This is a genomic window from Paraburkholderia ultramafica, from assembly GCF_902859915.1.
GTDB classification, from domain to species: domain Bacteria; phylum Pseudomonadota; class Gammaproteobacteria; order Burkholderiales; family Burkholderiaceae; genus Paraburkholderia; species Paraburkholderia ultramafica.
The window spans coordinates 132,285-150,322 of the sequence record NZ_CADIKK010000003.1 but is presented as its reverse complement, the minus strand read 5'-3'; the positions used below and the strand labels follow the sequence as shown (position 1 = coordinate 150,322).

Genomic DNA, 18,038 nt, shown 5'->3' with positions numbered 1-18,038 from the left:
CCTATGCGGTGGCGGTGTACCCCATCCCGTAGTAACCCGGATGGCGGTTGTTGGCCCAGTTGATACACCAATCGAAGATATTTTCGCGTGGCCCTATCATCGCGGCGCGCCCCAGTTTGACCGGGCGCGCCGGAGAGGCGTCGTTCGTCGGATCCAGCTTCGTGACAGTGGTGGATTTCGCGGACATCGCTCCCGTTGGACTGTCACCGCCGCAGTCGAGAAAATCTACTGATAAGGATAACTACTCTTGAGCCAAACAAGTAGTCTACGCACATCAACTTGACAGAGCCCTAACCATCGCAAATCAGCATCCGGCCGCCCTGGCGATACTTCCAGTACGCCCGGGCATCCCCGATTCATTCATTTCGACCCGTTCAGATAATCGGTCGGCGCGATCCCGAGCGTGCGCCGGAACATCGCGGAGTAGGCGCTGGGACTGTCATAGCCATGCTCCAGCGCGACCTGCAACACCGACACGCCCGCCGCGAGTCGCGGCAGGCTTAGCAACAGGCGCATGCGGCGCAGCCACTGCCCGAAGCTCATCCCGAGTTCGCGATGGAACAGGCGGGCGAGCGTTCGCTCGCTGACGTTGATCCCAGCGGCAAGATCTGCGAGTGTCACCGGTCCGGAAGGGCTTGCGATCAGTTGCTCGCACAGGCGAATGAGCCGCGGGTCTCGAGGCATAGGCACATGCAACTGCAGCCGTGGCGCTGCCTCGAGCTCGTCGAGAATCAGCTCCATGACACGGTGATCCCTACCGCCAAGCTCGTAGTCGAGCGGTACGCGTGTCGCGGCGACGATTGCCTCGCGCAGAAACGGCGACACTTCGATGACCTCGCAGCCGCCCGGGAGGCTGGGGCGGGCGTCAATGGCCACAAAGACCGTACGCATGCTGACGTCGCCGAAAAACCGCACTGCATGGTCCGACCCGGCCGGCATCCACACGGCGCGTCCCGTCGGCACGACCCAACTCCCGTGTTCGCTCATGACCGTCATCACACCGGTCAGTGCATGAATCAGTTGCGCACGTAGGTGGCGGTGCGGCGCGATGTAATAGTCATGCGGATAATCGCTTGCCAGAGCCGCAACCGCGCGGGGCGAGCGGTGGCAATCCTCGGTGGTACGAAAACTTTCCATAGTGCGACGAATGTAGCTATTCCGAAGTCAGATTACCGGGGTAATAAATCGTTGGAGGGTTGTCCGTATTGCGACGAACATTGGCAATTTTTAGCGACATGGCCAAAGCTGGAATTGCTAGATTAAGGGTAATCCACTACACACGCTGAGCGTAAGCCGTGCCGAGTCCGCGTCGATATTTGTTCGCCACCCGCTGGTCCCTGTCCAAGCCAGTCTGCGTCGGCGCCGGGCCCATAGCAGCGGTCAGCCCCACCGGCGGCCCTATGGGCGTTTGCCGAAGCGTGGCCTCCCCGGTTTCGTGCGCGTTTACTGCTCCATCAGCATGACGACTGCCGAAGTTCTGGCACCCGCGCCGAGCCAGCGGATCCCCGTGGCGCCTGCTCCTCCCCCGCCGCCTGCTCCGCCTACGCCACCCGCTTTCGGGCTACGGATTGCGATCGGACTGCTGGGCATGCTGCTCACTTCGCTAACGGCCGGGCTGAACGAACACGTCACCGATGTGGCAATGACCGACGTGCGCGGCGCACTCTCAATCGGCCACGACGAGGGAACCTGGCTGACGGCTCTCTTTGAGGCCACCAACGTCTCCGCCATGGCGTTCGCGCCCTGGTGCTCGGTCACCTTCTCGCTGAGACGTTTCACCATCGGCGCGACGCTCATGTTCGCACTATTGGGCCTCCTTTGCCCGTTCGCCGCCAATGTCGAGACGCTTGCTGTCCTGAGGGCGCTGCAGGGTCTCGCCGGGGGGTGCCTGCCGCCCATGCTGATGACGGCGGCGCTGCGCTACCTGCCGCCCAACATCAAACTTTATGGACTCGCCGGCTATGCGCTCACCGCTACGTTCGGACCCAACCTGGGCACGCCGTTAGCCGCTTTGTGGACCGAATACGTCAATTGGCGCATGGTGTTCTGGCAGGTGGTGCCGCTTTGCCTCGTGAGCAGTGCGGCCATCGCCTATGGCCTGCCGCAAGATCCGCTGAGGCTGGAACGGATTCGCTCGTTCAACTGGGTTGGCTTGCTGACCGGTTTTCCTGCCATCTCGATGCTGGTGATCGGGCTGTACCAGGGCGACCGGCTGGATTGGCTGAACTCGCCGCTGATCTGCGTGTTGCTCGGTGGAGGAGGCCTGCTGTTCTGCCTGTTCCTGTTGAACGAGTGGTCGCATCCGCTGCCTTTTTTCAAGCTGCGGATGTTGGCAAAACGCAATTTCACGCATTCGCTGGTCACGCTTGCCGGAGTGCTAGTGGTTCTGTTGGGCGTGGCAGTCATCCCCAGCGACTATCTCGCCGAGGTGCGCGGCTATCGACCGCTGCAGATCGCGCCGCTGGCGCTCGTCGTTGCCCTGCCGCAGCTCATCGCGTTGCCGGTTACAGCTGCGATCCTCAACATCGAACGCGTCGATTGCCGCTGGGTGCTGGGGCTTGGCCTGACCCTCATGGCGGCTTCTTGCGTCCTCGGCAGCTTCATGACCTCAGACTGGGTGCGCGAGAACTTCTACCTGCTCCAGACGCTTCTGACGGTCGGCGAACCGATGGCCGTGATTCCGCTGCTCATGCAAACGACTACCGGCTTGCCGCCAACTGAGGGCCCATTCGCGTCGGCCATGTTCAACATGGTGAAGGGCTTTGCCGCGGCGATCGGCACCGGCCTGGTGGAAGGGCTTGGCACCGCGCGCGAACACTACCACTCCGCGATGCTTGTCGACCGGCTGGGCGGTGAACCCTTGATCATCGGACAAGCCGCCGATCGCACGGGGACGTTTGCCGACCTGGCCGGGCGGATTCACGAGCAGGCGGTCGTGCTCATGTCGGCGGACCTCTATCTCGTCATGGCGGCCATTGTCGCCGCCCTTGTGCTGCTCGTTCCCATTGTGCCTGTGCGCGTTCGTCCGCCGCGCGCGCCCACCCAGACAACTTCCCGCTGAACGCATCGAAAATGTCATTACCTGTTCAAGCATCCCGCAAGCCGGTCCTGCTAGGGGCCTTAGCCCTGCTACTAGCCGGCTGCGGCTGGGGTGGCACAAAGCTGCTCTCCAAACCCGGCGCCGAGACGACAAACGACGCCTATGTCAGCGCCGATTACACGCTCGTTGCGCCGCGTGTGCCCGGCCAGATTGCCGAAGTACTGGTCGACGACAACCAGCTGGTGAAAGCGGGCCAGCTTCTAGCCCGTATCGATGACCGGGACTATCGCGCCGCCCTTGCCAGCGCGCAGGGCGACCTGACGGTAGCGATGGCCGCGGTGAGTGATTTTGATGCGAAGATTGCGCAGCATCCTGCGCTCGTCGCACAGGCGCAAGCGACCTTGCACTCCGACGAGGCCGCCATCGGCTTCGCGCGTGCCAACGCCACGCGCTACCGAGATCTCTCCGCGGGCGGTGCCGGGACGATGGAGGAGCAGCAGCACGCCGTGACCGCGCTCGATGAGCAGCAGGCTGGCCAGGATCGCGACCGTGCTGCGCTGCTCGCTGCCCGGCAGGAGCTTGATATTCTGCGTGCGGGGCGCGACAAGGCGCTCGGTGCGTTGGCGCGCGCCCAGGCCGCGCTCGATCAGGCGAAGCTCAACCTCTCCTATACGGAAATCCGCGCGCCGATAGACGGTATGGTCGGTCAGCGTTCGATTCGCGTTGGCGCAATCGTTGGCGCGGGCTCGCCGTTGCTGGCAGTGGTGCCGCTGTCGCAAGCCTATGTCATCGCCAACTTTCAGGAGAATCAGCTTGCCCGTATGCGCCCGCATCAGCCGGCGCGGATCACCGTGGACAGCTTTCCGGGCCTTGTCCTGAAGGGCCATGTCGATAGCCTTGCGCCGGCGACAGGCGTCGCGTTCGCGCCGATTGCGCCGGACAACGCGACTGGCAACTTCACCAAGATCGTCCAACGCCTGCCGGTCAAGATTACCCTCGATCGTGGACAACCCGAGGCAGCCCGATTGCGTGTGGGTCTTTCGGTCGAGCCGACGGTCAATGTCGCCGCAAGTGACACATCGGTAGAAGGGACGGGGACAAATTGACGGCGCGCGCACTTTCCATTCGGCCCGTTCTGCTCGTCCTGCTGTCGGCTGCCATGCTTGCCGGCTGCACGGTCGGACCGAACTTCCAGCGGCCCAATGTTGCAGCACCAAATGATTTCACCCGCGCCAACCACGCCCAGGCGCCGAGCCAACCCGTAGAGGCAACGCTCGCGCCAGAGTGGTGGGCCCTGCTGGGCGACTCTGAACTGGTCGCGTTGGAATCGCGGCTCGCGACCGACAATCTTGACGTTCAGGCCGCCTCTGCGCGGCTCCTGGAGAGCCGTGCGGGGTTGCGCATCGCGGCTGCGGAGCAATATCCGACGATAGGCGGTGCTGCGTCCTACAACCGCGAGCAGGCGAGCCCGAATGGCATTGTTTCGCTGCTGGGCGTCAATCCTGTCGGGGCACAGCCCGAATCCGCGAGTGGCGACACCGCATTCGGTGTCTCGAGCTTGCCCGGCACGAGCGGATCGCCGCCCTACGACCTGTGGCAGTACGGCTTCGATGCGTCTTGGGAGTTGGACCTGTGGGGACATGCACGGCGCGGCGTGGAAGCAGCGAACGCGGCCATGCAGGCATCGGTTGAGGACCGCCGCGCTGTCTTGCTCTCCGCGCAAGCCGAGCTTGCCCGCGACTATATCGCGCTGCGCGCCACGCAGACCCTGCTTGACATCACGAACAAGAATCTCGCGCTCGCCCGCGACACTGTCAAGCTGACGCGACTGCGGCTGACCGAGGGCGTTACGACCAATCTCGATGTCGCCAACGCGTCGGCGCAGGTTGCATCGATCGAAGCGCGGCTGCCGCCGCTGCAGACGCGCCGCGATGCGCTAATCAATGCACTGAGCTTCCTGCTCGGCGAAGAACCCGGTGCGCTCGGACAGACGTTGGCGGACGCGCGCGATATTCCGTCGCTGCCGGCCCGCGCGCCGATCGGCTTTCCGTCGGAACTGGTGCGACGGCGCCCCGATATCCGGCGGGCGGAAGCACAACTGCACGCCGCGACTGCTGAGATTGGCGTCGCGCAGGCTGATTTCTATCCTCAGATCTCGCTTACGGGCAGCCTTGGCTTTCAGTCGCTCGAGCTTTCCAGCCTGGGCGACTGGGCGTCACATCAGTTCGTCCTCGGTCCTTCCATCTCGCTGCCCATTTTCCAGGGCGGAAGACTCAAGGGCACGCTCCACTTGCGCAAGGCTCAGCAACAGGAAGCGGCGATCGTCTTCCAGCGTACGGTGTTGCAGGCCTGGCATGAAGTGGATGACGCACTGTCCGCCTACGATGCCGAGCAGCGCCGCCGTGACCACTTGAAGGAGGTGGTGCAGCAGGACCAGCTCGCGCTCGCGGTCGCGCAGCAACGGTATCGCGAGGGTGCCATTGATTTCCTCAACGTGCTCGCGGTGCAGAAAGACCTGCTGAACGCCGAAAGCGATCTGGCGCAGAGTCAAGCAAGCGCTGCAGTCAATCTCGTCACCCTCTATAAGGCCCTCGGCGGTGGTTGGGAGACGGCCTTCCCAGCGGTTCCATCCGCTGTGGAGCACGCTGAATCCGTGCCACTGAAAGCCGCCGATACCGCAACTGTTGGATCGGCTCCGCAGTGACCACTTGCCCTTGATACTGTTCAACTAGTTGCGGGTTTTCTGATGCGGCTAAATTTGTCTGCAAGCCGCATCACGACTGGATCTGGCAATCGGCGCATCCGGATCGGTCATAGTCCGGATTTGTGGATGTTACGGATGGCGGCCAGTCAATGCAGGCGAGCGATACCAACGAAATTGAGTCTTGAGCAGTCCGAGCAGTTTGTCTTGCCGCATCTGAGCAGGGGTCGGCGCGGACCAGCACCGACACTGGCGTTGCACAGCGTTTTCGGACCATTGAGCGCGTCTTCGCCGGGGAGGATAAGTTTCGGCGACTGCTGCTTCGCTTCGAGCGGATCGGTCAGTTGCACTATGCGTTGAAAACGCTCGCCTATACGATGATCAACCTGCGGCACTACCGCCGGAACTGAACACGCGCCCGACCACCCATGTTTTCCATCAGGCGCATCGCACCGCGATTGCGTTCGTCCTTACCATGCAGAAACCTTCGCGAAACGACATGCATCTTCGCATCAAACACCTGGTCACCGCCATTCATCCAGTCCCATAGGCTCGTTCAGCCGTGCCGCCGCCGACCACGATCGAGACCCGCAACCAGTTGAACAGCTGCCGGCCGCTCTCATGTCGCGCAGACAGCAGAAGATTGTTCCCATTCCTGAGATCACTATTTGCTTGAATGGAGCGTGACGGCACGCGCAGCATCCCAGATAATACGTCTCACGACGGGCCATGGCGCTGGCTGGCGCGACACGGGTCTCCTCATTCGGTCTTCCCGTCGTACTACTACTCCATTCGCGGTAACGGCGGGGCGGAACGAGCTTGTGACTTGCGCAAGTAAAGTCGCACACGGATCGACTACCGCGAAGCGCTCGACGGCTAACCCAGTCACCGGGACGCGTGTTTGAGACCGTCGATGGACCAGTACTTCGTAACGTTTCCGGAGGATTTGTGGCTTTCGAACATCGTGGATTTCAGGTGACTGCCGATGCTGTGGCGGATGAGCATGGGGTTCAGTGGGTATGCCATGCCCGTATCGAACGTATCGACGGTGACGCGAAGAAAGGCGCGCCCCCAGGCATCGAACTATCTATTCCCAGGGCCAAGATTGATCCTCTAATGGCGGTCAGTGCACTTGAGCACAAGGCCCGGGCCGCGATCGATGATTGGCATGAAACAGAGCAAGCATAGGGGTTCGGTTTTCACTCACTTTGGGCCGCCCTGCTTCTGCGCAAGACCTGCGGATTCCAGCAGACCTACGCACCGATTGACGTCCAGGCCAACGCCGGGCGCAGCGTTGACGCTGTGCTGCAGTTCGTAACCAGCATTGGGCACTTTATTCCCTTTATGGCTGGTCGTGACGTTGTGTGAAACGCGCGAAAAGCGATCGTGCGGTTGACTGTCGCCGGCTTTCGAGGATCCCGCTTGTATCGTCCGCGACCGGCGTGAAGCGTTTAACCCAGCGCATGATCGTGGTGTGGGCCAGCGACAGGTCGCGCTCGGCCATCATTTGAACAAGGTCTCGAAGGCTGAGCTTGTAACGCAGGTACCAGCGCACACACAGGACAATGACTTCGCGATCGAAGTGGCGCCCGTTGAACAGTCCGTCCATTTCCTTCAGCTTGCTCATTGCGGTATCGCGCTAGTCAAAACGCGAGCGTAACAGACCGGAGCGCGACAACGCCCCGGAAGGTAAAGCGCAGCTCATGGCGAGGCCCTGACGGCACGGGCCGCTGCGTGTGCGTCACCTCATGACGGCGAACAGCGTCACGTTCATAAACACCTTGAAGACCTCGGCGACCACGAACGCGCCACCGCAGCCGACACACCAGAGCATGACGAACCACGCCCAACCCGGCAGCGCAGCGCGCCCGCGCCGCTCAGTGATAGTGAAGTTCGTCATGACGCACCTTGCCACGGAAGACCCAATAACCAAACGCCGAGTACGCGAAGATGATCGGTAGAATCACCACGGCGCCCACCAGTGTGAACACCTGCGTTGAATGCGGCGCCGCGGCCTGCCAGAGCGTGACGCTCGAGGGAATCGCGTACGGCCAGATTGTCGCAAGCAAGCCCGCGTAGCCGAGTACGACGAGCGCAAGCGCAAGTACGAAAGGCTGCGTATCACGTCGCACTCGCGCAGCGCGTCGCATCAGCACTGCGCAGATCACCACGAGGAACGGCGCCGGCAGCATTCGGTCGAACCAGTCAGATTCGAACCACCGTGCAGCGACGTTGTGCTGCTGGAGCGGCGTCCAGATGCTGACCAGTGCGATGAAGGCAAGCAGCACGAGCGTGAGCGGCCAGACCATGCGATGCAGACGGCGTTGCAAATCGCCTTCGGTCTTCGCGATAAGCCAGCAGCAGCCAAGCAGCGCGTAGGTCGCAACGAGCCCGAGTCCCGTCAGCATCGAGAAAGGCGTGAGCCAGCCGAACGCGTCGCCCACGAACACACCGTTTTGCGCCGGAATGCCTTGCAGGTATGCGCCAAGCGAGATGCCCTGAAAGAACGTCGCGCCCGCCGAGCCGCCGATAAAAGCAAGGTCCCACAGATTCTTCGTACGCCTCGATTTGGAGCGGAGTTCGAGCGAGACACCGCGCAGAATCAGGCACGCAAGCATGAAGACGAGCGGCAGATACAGCGCCGACAGCACCGCCGAGTAAACGACCGGAAACACGCCGAACAGCGCGGCACCGCCAAGTACGAGCCAGGTTTCATTGCCGTCCCAAATCGGCGCAAGTGTGCCCATTATGAGGTCACGTTCGTGCGCGTCGGGAAAGAACGGATAGATGATGCCGGTGCCGAGATCGAAGCCGTCGAGCACGACATATAGAAGGATTCCGAGCGCGATGATCGCGGCCCAGATGAGGGTTAGGTCCATGATGATCCTCAAGTAACAGAAGTGTGCGGTGCTTGCTGGCTCAAGCGTCCATTCATCGGCTTGCGGCGGCGAACGGCTGTGGCGCGGTATGCCGCGGTGCTTGCTCGCCTGCCTCGGGCGAGTCGTCGTGCGCGATGCTGGGGCCGGTCCCAATCATCTTCAGCAGGTAATAGACGCCTGTGCCGAACACGGCGACGTACACGACGACGAAGGTCATCAGCGAAAGGCTGACCTGCTGCGTGGTGAGCGGTGATACGGCTTGCGACGTGCGCATGACGCCGTACACCACCCACGGTTGGCGGCCGACTTCGGTCGTGATCCAGCCTGCCAGTAGCGAGATGAAGCCGGCCGGGCCCATCACGAGGGCAAAGCGGTGAAACCACTTCGCTTCATACAGGCGACCGCGTCGCTTCAGCACCCAGCCGAGCACGCCCAGCAGGATCATCAGCATGCCGAGCCCGGCCATCACGCGGAAGCTAAAGAACACGATGGTCGAGTTCGGCCGGTCCCCGGGCGGGAAGTCCTTCAACCCGCGAATCTCGCCATCCCAGTGATGCGTGAGGATGAGACTGCCGAGATGGGGAATCTTCACCGCATAGCGCGTGGTTTCGGCCTTCATGTCGGGAATGCCGAAGAGATTGAGCGCGGTTCCGCCCTGCTCGGTATCCCACAGACCCTCGATCGCGGCGATCTTCGCCGGCTGGTATTCACGCGTGTTCAAGCCATGCTGGTCGCCGACGATTGCCTGTATTGGCGCGAGCACGAGCAGAAGTCCCATAGCCATTGAAAACGTCTTCTTCACCGCCGGGTCGCGGCGCCCCTTGAGCAGATGCCACGCACCGGTCGCGCCGACGACGAGCGCCGCGACAATGAACGCGGCGAGCGTCATGTGCACGAGGCGGTACGGGAAGGATGGGTTGAAGACGATCTTGAACCAGTCGACGGGCACCACATGGCCGTCGGCGATCGCATAGCCTTGCGGCGTTTGCATCCAGCTGTTCGATGCGAGGATCCAGGTCGCCGAGATGAGGGTGCCGATCGCGACCAGCACCGTCGCCGCGAAGTGCGCACGCGGGCTCACCCGCTTCCAGCCGAACAGCATGATGCCGAGAAAGCCTGCTTCGAGAAAAAACGCTGTCATCACCTCGTACATGAGCAGTGCGCCGGTGATCGGACCGGCAAACCTGGAAAAGCCGGCCCACGCGGTGCCGAACTCATAGGCCATCACGATGCCGGAGACAACGCCCATGCCGAAAGCGACGGCAAAGAACTTCGACCAGTACATGCACAGGTCTTTGTAGTAGCTTTTGCCAGTTCTTAGCCAGCGCCACTCGAGCGCCGCAATGAAATTGGCGAGGCCGATGCTCAGAGCAGGAAAAACAATGTGAAAACAGACGGTAAACGCGAACTGAATGCGCGCGAGTGTAAGTGCATCAACGCTGAACATGACTGGATGCCCGAAGTGCCTCTGCAGTCCGTTTGACCGCACGAAGCGTGAATGAAGGTGCGCGGCGACCCCGTTTGGCGACCAAAGACCCAGGGGTAAACCACGACTCATTCTCGACCTCATGCGCGTCGACGCACAGCAGCACCTGACGCCAAAACGTGCGCAGCAGCGCCCGAATCCATGCGACCTAACGTCCCAGGTACGACGCCATCGCGCCCAGGATCCAATCGATCACCGCGGCGGTGATGCCCGGACAGCGCGCTCAGTTGGGGGCTTGGCGCAAACGTTCTGCGATTACCTCGTGCTCCTGTGCGAGGACATGCCCGGCCTCAAGACTGTCAGCCCGCCCGATGCGCTGATACTCGAAATATGGGCGATTTATCGCGCAATGACGACGATCGATCTCTCGTCTGCAAGGAACTAAACGTTGGCTCTGCATCCATGTTTTCCTTGTCAACTGATGCTGCAATTCGTTCGTCAGAGCGCCTAACATTCCAGTCATCGAACTTCATAGGCCCCGCCGGTAGAGCCCTACACTTCCGGCACGTCAGTCACGTAGAGCGTCAAGGAACACCCAATGAGTCGTCTGCCGCTACATACCGTCGAGACCGCAGCGGAAGAGAGCCGCCCTTACCTGAAAACTGCGCTTGCGAACAACGGCTTCCTGCCTAACCTCGTCGCATCGTTGGCAAGTTCACCCGCCGCGCTGGAGGCGTACCTCACACTCGGCCAGATCAACGGCCGCAGCGGACTTACACTCGCCGAGCGTGAAGTCATTCAGATCACGGCGGCGGCGGTACATGGCTGCGCCTTCTGCGTGGCAGGACACACAGCGGTTGCCCTGAAAAAGGCTGGCCTTGCTCCAGAACTCGTCGCCGCTCTCAGGGAGCAGAAGCCGCTCGCCGACGCGCGCCTGAACGCCGTTGCGACCTTCACACGCTCAGTCATTGCCACGCGCGGAGCCGTCGAGCACCTGTCACTTGCAGCATATCGCGCCGCGGGGTTCAGCGATGCCAATGCACTAGAGGTGGTGCTGGGCGTGAGCCTCGCGACGCTCTGCAACTTCGCGAACAATCTTGCGCAGAATGAGCTCAACGTGCAACTAGAGGAGTATCGATGGACGCCCGCGTGATTCCGGTCAGCACCAGTGACGCCCCTTCACTGGCAAGCCTACCGTGCCCCAACGGGCTCAGGGTTACCGATCTCTCGGCCTGGCTCCAGACACGCGCCGAACAGCTCGACCTCGATCGTGATCTCGCCTCGGACATCATTCCGCAACTCGGGCGGGCCGGTGTACTCGGTATCGGCGTACCAACTGATCTCGGCGGTTCCGGCGGCACCATCTTGGACGCGATCGACGCTGTGGCTACGGTAGCTGAAGATTCCCTCGCAGCGGCGTTGGTATTCTGGGGACAACGGGCGTTCATCGAGTGCCTGCTTCAAGGCGACAATGCAGCGTTACGCTCGAGCCTGCTTCCAGCGTTAGTGAGCGGGGAACTCGCCGGGGCGGTTGGACTATCCAACGCGATGAAATTCCTTGCGAACATGGAAGGCTTGCAGATATCGGCGGCCGCACTGCCCCCCACTGAGGAAGGTCAACGCTGGACGGTCAACGGGAATCTCCCCTGGCTGACCAACCTTCGTCGGGAAGGCTTTGTCGCCGCCATCGCGACCGAACACGCAGAGGGTCAAGAGCCTTCAATCTTCGCGGTGCCTCACGATATCCCTGGCGTAACCCGATGCGATGACCTCGATCTCATCGGCCTGCGGGCGAGCAATACGGCTGGACTTTGCCTGAAAGACGCGGTTCTCGAAGAGCGCTTCCGGCTCACATCAAACGCCCCCGATTTTCTGGCCCATGTCAGACCGAACTTCCTTGCTTTGCAGTGCGGGCTTTCAATCGGACTTGCTCGACGTAGCCTCAGCGCGCTGGACAGCACCGGGCCGGCTGTTCGAGCGGTAATTGCCTCGCCCGCTCGAGTGCTGGAGGCGGAGCTGCACGATATCGTCTTCGAGCTGCGGGACGGAATTTCAACGGGCGACTTCGTCACCAACCCGACGTGGCTGTTCAGGCTGCGTCTCCTGCTTGCTGCCGTGGTCGACGAGGCGACCGTCCTCGAGGTGCAGGCAACCGGTGGACGTGGTTTTGTTCGCGGACAGGCCGACGTGGCGCGTCGGCGCCGCGAAGCGGCGTTTATACCCGTCGTCACGCCTAGCGTCGTTCAGCTTAAGGGCTTGCTCGATAAATAGCGTGTAGATGTTTCACCACATTAGTCTCTCCAGCTTTCGTGTGCTCCCATGGTGCGAAGCGCTCCTCATGTACCGGATGCGCTGGCTTCGCACACACGCAGCTCATGTCGGCTTGGATATCGTTATCGTTGACATCCCCGACCAATGACAACCCAGTCAGCATCCTGCCTCTTTCCGGTGTATGCCCGCACGCCACTGCGCTTTGAACACGGCCACGGCAGCACGCTGTTCACCCGCGAAGGCAACGCCTTCCTTGATTTCGGCAGTGGCGTTGCGGTCAACGCGTTGGGGCATGGACACCCGCGTCTCGTGCAGGTACTCCACCGCCAGGCGGAGAAGCTGTGGCACGTCTCGAACCTCTACACGATCCCTGAACAGGAGCGCCTGGCCGAGCAGTTGTGCGGACTCAGCTTTGCTGACCGGGTGTTCTTCTGCAACTCGGGCACAGAAGCACTCGAACTGTCGATCAAGGCGGCTCGCCGCTACCACTACTGCAACGGCGCGCCGCAGCGGAACCGGATAATCACTCTCGAAGGTGCTTTTCACGGCAGGACACTCGGTTCGCTGGCGGCAACCGGGCAGGAAAAGTACCTGGAGGGCTTCGAGCCGCGCGCCGCTGGTTTCGACCAGGTCCCGTTCGGCGATCCGCTCCGCCTTGAAGAAGCAATCACCGGGCAAACGGCAGGCATTCTCGTAGAGCCCATCCAGGGGGAAAGCGGCATACGGCCATTGCCTCGCGGCTATCTCCGGGCACTTCGGGATATATGTGATTTCTACGGCATTCTGCTGATGCTCGACGAGGTACAAACCGGTATCGGTCGCACAGGCCGCTTCTTCGCCTATGAGAACGAGGAGGTTGCCCCTGATATTCTCGCCACCGCAAAAGGGCTGGGTGGCGGCTTTCCTGTCGCCGCGTGTCTTGCGACGGAAGCAGTCGGATCTATGATGCAGCCCGGAACTCACGGTTCCACATTCGGCGGTAACCCGCTGGCCATGGTGGTTGCCAGCGAAGTGCTCGATATCGTCAATGACCCCGCCTTTCTTCAACGCGTACGGGACGCGTCGCTCAGGCTGACCCGACGGGCAGACGGCCTGGTATCGAAGTACCCCTCGGTCTTCAGCGAAGTGCGTGGCGCCGGCCTTCTGCTTGGCATCCAGTGCATTCCCCCAGTCAGGGAGGTCATCACGACGCTTCACGAGCAGAAGCTCCTGTGCGTCCCGGCGGGCAACAACGTGCTTCGGCTGATGCCGCCGTTGACGGTCACCGATCACGAAATCGACGAGGCGGTAGTGCGGCTCGACCGGGCAGCAGAACAACTGAGCAAAGCCGCGACCATTTGAATACTGCTCGAACAAACCATCAGTAACTGCTGCGATACATATCTGATCCGTTCGCGATAGCGCCTGACTTTCCTCATTTTCTTTCAGGCCTATATGGTCGCGCCGATCATACCCGCCCTGTCGCAGACATTCAGCACGTCTGTTCAAACCGTCGCGCTAATCGTGCCTGCGTATCTGATCCCGTATGGCGTGGCGACACTGGTCTATGGACTTCTGGCGTTGCAAGCAAATGGGGCGGATTGTCAGAACAGCGCCGACCCACGCTCTATTTCCCGAGCAGGTGACGGGAGGCATTGAATTCGACGCTGGCTGCCAGCAAGCGCGCGAGCGCTGGCGGAATGGCAAGCGGCGCCCGAAGCATTGGATCCATCAGTCCAAGCTCATGGGCGACCCATTTGGCCGGAACCGGATTCGTGTCGGCGGAAAGAACGTCGTAGAGGGGCTTGAGGATCTCGTTGAGCCGCGCCGCCTCCTCCATGTCGCCGCGCTTAACCGCCTCACACATCGCGCGAACTGCCGACGGTGCGACATTGGCCGCCACCGAAATAACACCAGAGCCACCCGCAGCCATCAGGCCGAAGGCCGATGAATCATCTCCACTGACGATCCGGAAGTCGGGCGAAACTGCCGCAATGAGTCGTACCGCCCGCTCCAGATCTCCGGTGGCGTCCTTCAGGCCCACGATATTCGGATGGCCGCTGAGTTGAACAATGAGCTCCTCCGAAATGCGCACGCCAGTCCGGTGCGGAACGTCATACAGAACGACGGGGATACCCACTGCATCGGCAATCGCCGTGAAGTGATGATCCATCCCGAAGAGGTTCGGCCGGTTGTAGTACGGTGTCACGCAAAGAATTGCATCGACGCGCTCATGCTCCGCCTCTCTCGCCAGTTCGCATGCGACCCGGGTCGATGGCGAACCGACTCCCGCGATGACCGGGATCCTTCCCGCTGCGTGCTGAACCGCGCGCCGGTAGAGGTGCACATGCTCATCGAGCGACAGCGTCGGCCCCTCTCCTGTCGTTGAGGCCACGACAATCGCACTTGTGCCAGCGTTCACCTGCAGATCCATCAGACGCTCAAACGCTGGATAATCGATCTGTTCATTCGCGGACATAGGGGTAAGCAGGGCCACCATTGACCCTTGCAGAAATTCGGCGCGACTCATGACGATTGCTCCATACGTACGTTTCGTTGTGCTGCGCGTTCCTGTTCCTCCCTGATGCAGTCGCCGAGCCGGCGGACGCCCTCGGCGATCTGCTCAGCCGATGCGCTGGCAAACGATAGCCTGATGCGCGTCGACTCCGGATTGTCGGCGTAGAATGCAGCGCCAGGTACGTAAGCGACGCCCCGACTCACGGCGTGCTCAAGCATGGCACTGGTATCGACGCCAGGTATGTCGGCCCAATAGAACATCCCCCCTTCGGGCATTTCCGCCCTGAACGGCGTATCGCCCAGTTCGACCTTGATCGCACGCTGGAGCGCGTATGCCTGACGCTGATAGAACATCCTCATCCGGCTCAGCGCAGGTTCGAGCGAACCCGCGTTCAGGTAATGGAACGCGACGAGTTGGGATAGCGTGGCGCTGTGTGTGTCTCCTATCTGTTTGGCGACCACGAGATGGCGCAATAGCTCGGGTGGTGCCGATATCCACGCAAGCCTGAGACCTGGCGCCAGGCTCTTGGAAAAACTGGAGATGTGAACGACCCACTGCCGCTCCTCGTCATTCGCCAGTGCAAAAAGCGAAGGCGGAGGCGGATCACGAAAATAGAGCTCCCCGTAGGCATCATCCTCGACCACGAAGAAGCGGTACTTCGTTGCCAATGAAAGCACCGCCTTGCGTCGGCCTAGCGACAACACGCAGCCGGTTGGATTGGCGAAATTCGGAATCAGGTACAGCATCTTTGGTCGATGTTGCGCAACGACCGCCTCAAGCTCGTCCACGCTGATACCTTTCGTGTCAGCAGGCACCGGCACCACATCCGCACCCTGATAGCGCAATGCCTGAAGCGCCCCCAGGTACGTCGGTGCCTCGACTGCGACTCGGTCGCCCGGATCCACGAGCACGCGCGCGACCAGGTCGATAGCCTGCTGGGAGCCGGTCGTGACGACGAGCTCCGGTACATCGAGCCTGATGCCTCGTGCTCCAGCCCGTTGAGCGATAAGCTCGCGCAGTGGCCGATAGCCTTCGCTGCTGCCGTACAGGAACGCGGTGGCGCAAGAGCAAGCCATCGCGCGCATGGTCGCCTCCCGCAGGCCGTCGAGATCGATCGCGGCTTCACCTGGAAAGCCACCGGCGAGTGAAATGACGTCCGGCTTTTCCAGCAGTGCGAATAGTTCACGGATAGCGGACGGTTTGACACGGCGCGTTGCAACAGCATGGCAAGAAGGGTTTGCGGTCAATTTCAGGCAGTTCCGGAAAGCTCACACAGGCGCCGTCAGAGGGCAGACAATAAGTCGCGGTATCGGTCGATGACGGCTCTTTTCATCTGCTATGAAGCATAAGAGAATGACGTCCGTTACCCAGGCAGCAGATCACAATTCTTTTATCGCAGCAGTTCCCAGGAACGCGGAGAGTCGACGCCGATGACACGATACGAAACGCTGGCAAGCACGATGGCCGCGGAAATACGCTCCGGCAGCATCGCAGTCGGCTCCCGCATGCCTTCACTGCGTCAGGTGATTGCGCAGCACGGCGTGAGTCAGTCGACTGCGTCGCGCGCTTACTACCTGCTCGAGGAATGGGGCCTCGTCCGCGCACAGGAACGCTCGGGCTATTACGTCGCGCCCGGCGCGGGCATCAGCGGCAAATCGGCTCGTCGCCCATCCGCACCAGCCGAGTCGAGCAAGGTCGACATCAGCGACCTGGTCTTTTCAGTGCTGGATGCAGCGAAGCATCCCGGGATCGTGCCGCTCGGTTCCGCTTTCCCGTCGCCGTTGCTCTTCCCTCTGCCGCGGCTTGCCAAGTCGCTCGCGCAGGCCACGCGCTTCATCAGCCCATGGAGCACCGTAGCGGACCTGCCGCCGGGCAACGAACACCTGCGCCGGCAGATTGCGCTGCGTTACGTGGGCATTGGCATCTCGCAGCCCATGGAGGAAATCGTTGTGACCAACGGCGCACTTGAAGCGCTAAACCTGTGCCTGATGGCCGTGACGCGACCAGGAGACGTCGTTGCCGTCGAATCGCCAGGCTTTTACGCTGCCCTTCAGGCTATCGAGCGGCTAGACCTCCGCGCGGTCGAAATACCGGTCGACCCGGTAACCGGCCTCGATCTCGATGCGCTGTCCGAGGCGTTGGACAAGCACCCGATCCGCGCCTGCTGGTTCATGACGAATTTCCAGAATCCCACAGGCGTCACGCTTTCTCTGGAAAAGAAGAAGGCGCTTGTCGAGTTGCTTGCGAGACACGATGTCCCGCTGATCGAGGACGACGTCTACGGCGACCTGCATTTCCAGGCGGACTACCCTCTGCCGGCGTTGGCATTTGACCGGAAGGGACTGGTCATGCACTGCGGATCGTTTTCGAAGACGCTTGCGCCGGGATACAGGATCGGATGGGCATCGGCCGGCCGTTTTACCGACCGGGTACAGAGACTGAAACTAATGACAACCCTGTCGGCCAGCATTCCGGTGCAGGCTGGCATCGCCGATTACCTCCAGCACGGCGGCTACGATCGACACCTGAGAAAGCTCCGCAGCGCGTTTCGCACGCAACTCCAGGAGATGGATGCATCAATCCGGCGATGGCTGCCCAACGGGGTGAGAAGAATTCATCCGATTGGTGGCTACTTCATCTGGCTTGAGTTTCCGGAAGCGATTGATGCTATGGAATTCCATCGCCTTGCCATCGAGCGGGGCATCAGTCTTGCCCCGGGACCTATCTTCTCCGCCTCTCACGCGTTCCAGAACTGCATCCGGCTCAACTACGGCCATCCCTGGAGTGCTCGCATCGACGACGCAATCTGCACATTGGGCAAGTTGCTCGTTCACCCATCGGTGCGGGTAAAACCCTGAATCACCCCTGATGGCTGCGATACACGCGGATAGCGTGGTGCAGCCTCAAAGACCGTTTGAAGTGCGGCGCTTATACGTCAGCGCAAATGTGTCAACGCCTCAGCACCGCCGTACGCCCTCGTCCCTGCCGTATTGAGTGCGGCAATTCACACAGTTCCAACGCCCGAACAAGGCGACGCTCCCGAACTGCTGCGCAACTTCTGGCGCAATCTGCTTCTTTAAGCGCAACGTGACGTGGACTATTGTCACTCATCCGTGAATGCCAAAAGCATTCAGGCAACAGATGCGCCTGATTTCGTACTTTCGCAAAAGAGGACGAGCCGACAGTTCCGGGCAGATGAAGCTCTGCCGTGTCTGGAAGACACG

At 61.4% G+C, this 18,038-nt stretch carries 15 protein-coding genes and 1 pseudogene; 8 read left to right on the top strand and 8 right to left on the bottom strand.

Annotated features, from left to right (window positions below):
- Position 1 precedes the first annotated feature (1 nt).
- Together HV744_RS04435 and HV744_RS04430 are read right to left on the bottom strand one after the other, a co-directional pair.
- A complete protein-coding gene (locus HV744_RS04435) occupies positions 2–187 on the bottom strand; it encodes a hypothetical protein (RefSeq protein ID WP_175148329.1) in 186 nt (61 codons plus the stop codon).
- Positions 188–360: 173 nt separating this feature from the next.
- The gene (locus HV744_RS04430; protein ID WP_175148328.1) at positions 361–1,137 is read right to left on the bottom strand and encodes an AraC family transcriptional regulator; all 777 of its coding nucleotides are present in this window, start codon (positions 1,135–1,137) and stop codon (positions 361–363) included.
- Positions 1,138–1,588: 451 nt separating this feature from the next.
- Between HV744_RS04430 and HV744_RS04425 the strand changes: the two genes are divergently transcribed.
- From HV744_RS04425 to HV744_RS04410, 4 genes are all read left to right on the top strand, one after another.
- Positions 1,589–3,061, top strand: coding sequence for an MFS transporter (locus HV744_RS04425; RefSeq protein WP_246278939.1), 1,473 nt, complete (start codon positions 1,589–1,591; stop codon positions 3,059–3,061).
- Positions 3,062–3,072: 11 nt separating this feature from the next.
- Entirely contained in the window at positions 3,073–4,146 is a 1,074-nt protein-coding gene (locus tag HV744_RS04420) for an HlyD family secretion protein (protein WP_175148326.1), read from the top strand.
- Positions 4,143–5,744 (top strand): efflux transporter outer membrane subunit, encoded by a 1,602-nt coding sequence (locus HV744_RS04415; protein ID WP_425497673.1) that lies wholly within the window; start codon positions 4,143–4,145, stop codon positions 5,742–5,744. Before HV744_RS04420 ends, HV744_RS04415 begins: the two co-directional genes overlap by 4 nt.
- 945 nt (positions 5,745–6,689) lie before the next feature.
- Positions 6,690–6,929: a hypothetical protein gene (locus tag HV744_RS04410; RefSeq protein ID WP_175148325.1), complete on the top strand. Its 240-nt coding sequence runs from the start codon at positions 6,690–6,692 to the stop codon at positions 6,927–6,929.
- 247 nt (positions 6,930–7,176) lie between these two features.
- Here the strand turns inward: HV744_RS04410 and HV744_RS04405 are convergent.
- The 4 genes and pseudogenes from HV744_RS04405 to HV744_RS04390 all read right to left on the bottom strand — a co-directional run.
- Positions 7,177–7,368: pseudogene (locus HV744_RS04405) on the bottom strand (IS6 family transposase); the annotation flags it as partial.
- Positions 7,369–7,482: 114 nt separating this feature from the next.
- On the bottom strand, positions 7,483–7,641 hold the full coding sequence (locus HV744_RS04400) for a hypothetical protein (protein ID WP_175148324.1): 159 nt from the start codon (positions 7,639–7,641) through the stop codon (positions 7,483–7,485).
- Positions 7,619–8,620 carry a cytochrome d ubiquinol oxidase subunit II gene (gene cydB, locus HV744_RS04395; protein WP_175148323.1) on the bottom strand — a complete coding sequence of 334 codons (1,002 nt, stop codon included), beginning with the start codon at positions 8,618–8,620 and terminating at the stop codon, positions 7,619–7,621. Before cydB ends, HV744_RS04400 begins: the two co-directional genes overlap by 23 nt.
- A gap of 52 nt (positions 8,621–8,672) precedes the next feature.
- Positions 8,673–10,067 (bottom strand): cytochrome ubiquinol oxidase subunit I, encoded by a 1,395-nt coding sequence (locus HV744_RS04390; RefSeq protein WP_175148322.1) that lies wholly within the window; start codon positions 10,065–10,067, stop codon positions 8,673–8,675.
- A gap of 577 nt (positions 10,068–10,644) precedes the next feature.
- Between HV744_RS04390 and HV744_RS04385 the strand changes: the two genes are divergently transcribed.
- The 3 genes from HV744_RS04385 (at position 10,645) to HV744_RS04375 (ending at position 13,658) form a co-directional block, all read left to right on the top strand.
- On the top strand, positions 10,645–11,199 hold the full coding sequence (locus tag HV744_RS04385; RefSeq protein WP_175148321.1) for a carboxymuconolactone decarboxylase family protein: 555 nt from the start codon (positions 10,645–10,647) through the stop codon (positions 11,197–11,199).
- Positions 11,184–12,317 (top strand): acyl-CoA dehydrogenase family protein, encoded by a 1,134-nt coding sequence (locus HV744_RS04380; RefSeq protein ID WP_175148320.1) that lies wholly within the window; start codon positions 11,184–11,186, stop codon positions 12,315–12,317. The genes HV744_RS04385 and HV744_RS04380 overlap by 16 nt, the downstream gene beginning before the upstream one ends.
- Before the next feature lie 144 nt (positions 12,318–12,461).
- On the top strand, positions 12,462–13,658 hold the full coding sequence (locus HV744_RS04375; RefSeq protein ID WP_175148319.1) for an aspartate aminotransferase family protein: 1,197 nt from the start codon (positions 12,462–12,464) through the stop codon (positions 13,656–13,658).
- Positions 13,659–13,923: 265 nt separating this feature from the next.
- Here the strand turns inward: HV744_RS04375 and dapA are convergent, their stop codons facing one another.
- Both dapA and HV744_RS04365 read right to left on the bottom strand, forming a co-directional pair.
- Positions 13,924–14,826: a 4-hydroxy-tetrahydrodipicolinate synthase gene (gene dapA / locus HV744_RS04370; protein WP_175148318.1), complete on the bottom strand. Its 903-nt coding sequence runs from the start codon at positions 14,824–14,826 to the stop codon at positions 13,924–13,926.
- Entirely contained in the window at positions 14,823–16,061 is a 1,239-nt protein-coding gene (locus tag HV744_RS04365) for an aminotransferase-like domain-containing protein (RefSeq protein ID WP_175148317.1), read from the bottom strand. Before HV744_RS04365 ends, dapA begins: the two co-directional genes overlap by 4 nt.
- Before the next feature lie 183 nt (positions 16,062–16,244).
- Here HV744_RS04365 and HV744_RS04360 point away from each other — a divergent pair, with 183 nt between their 5' ends.
- Complete coding sequence (locus HV744_RS04360; protein ID WP_175148316.1) at positions 16,245–17,672, top strand: aminotransferase-like domain-containing protein; 1,428 nt, start codon at positions 16,245–16,247, stop codon at positions 17,670–17,672.
- Positions 17,673–18,038 lie beyond the last annotated feature (366 nt).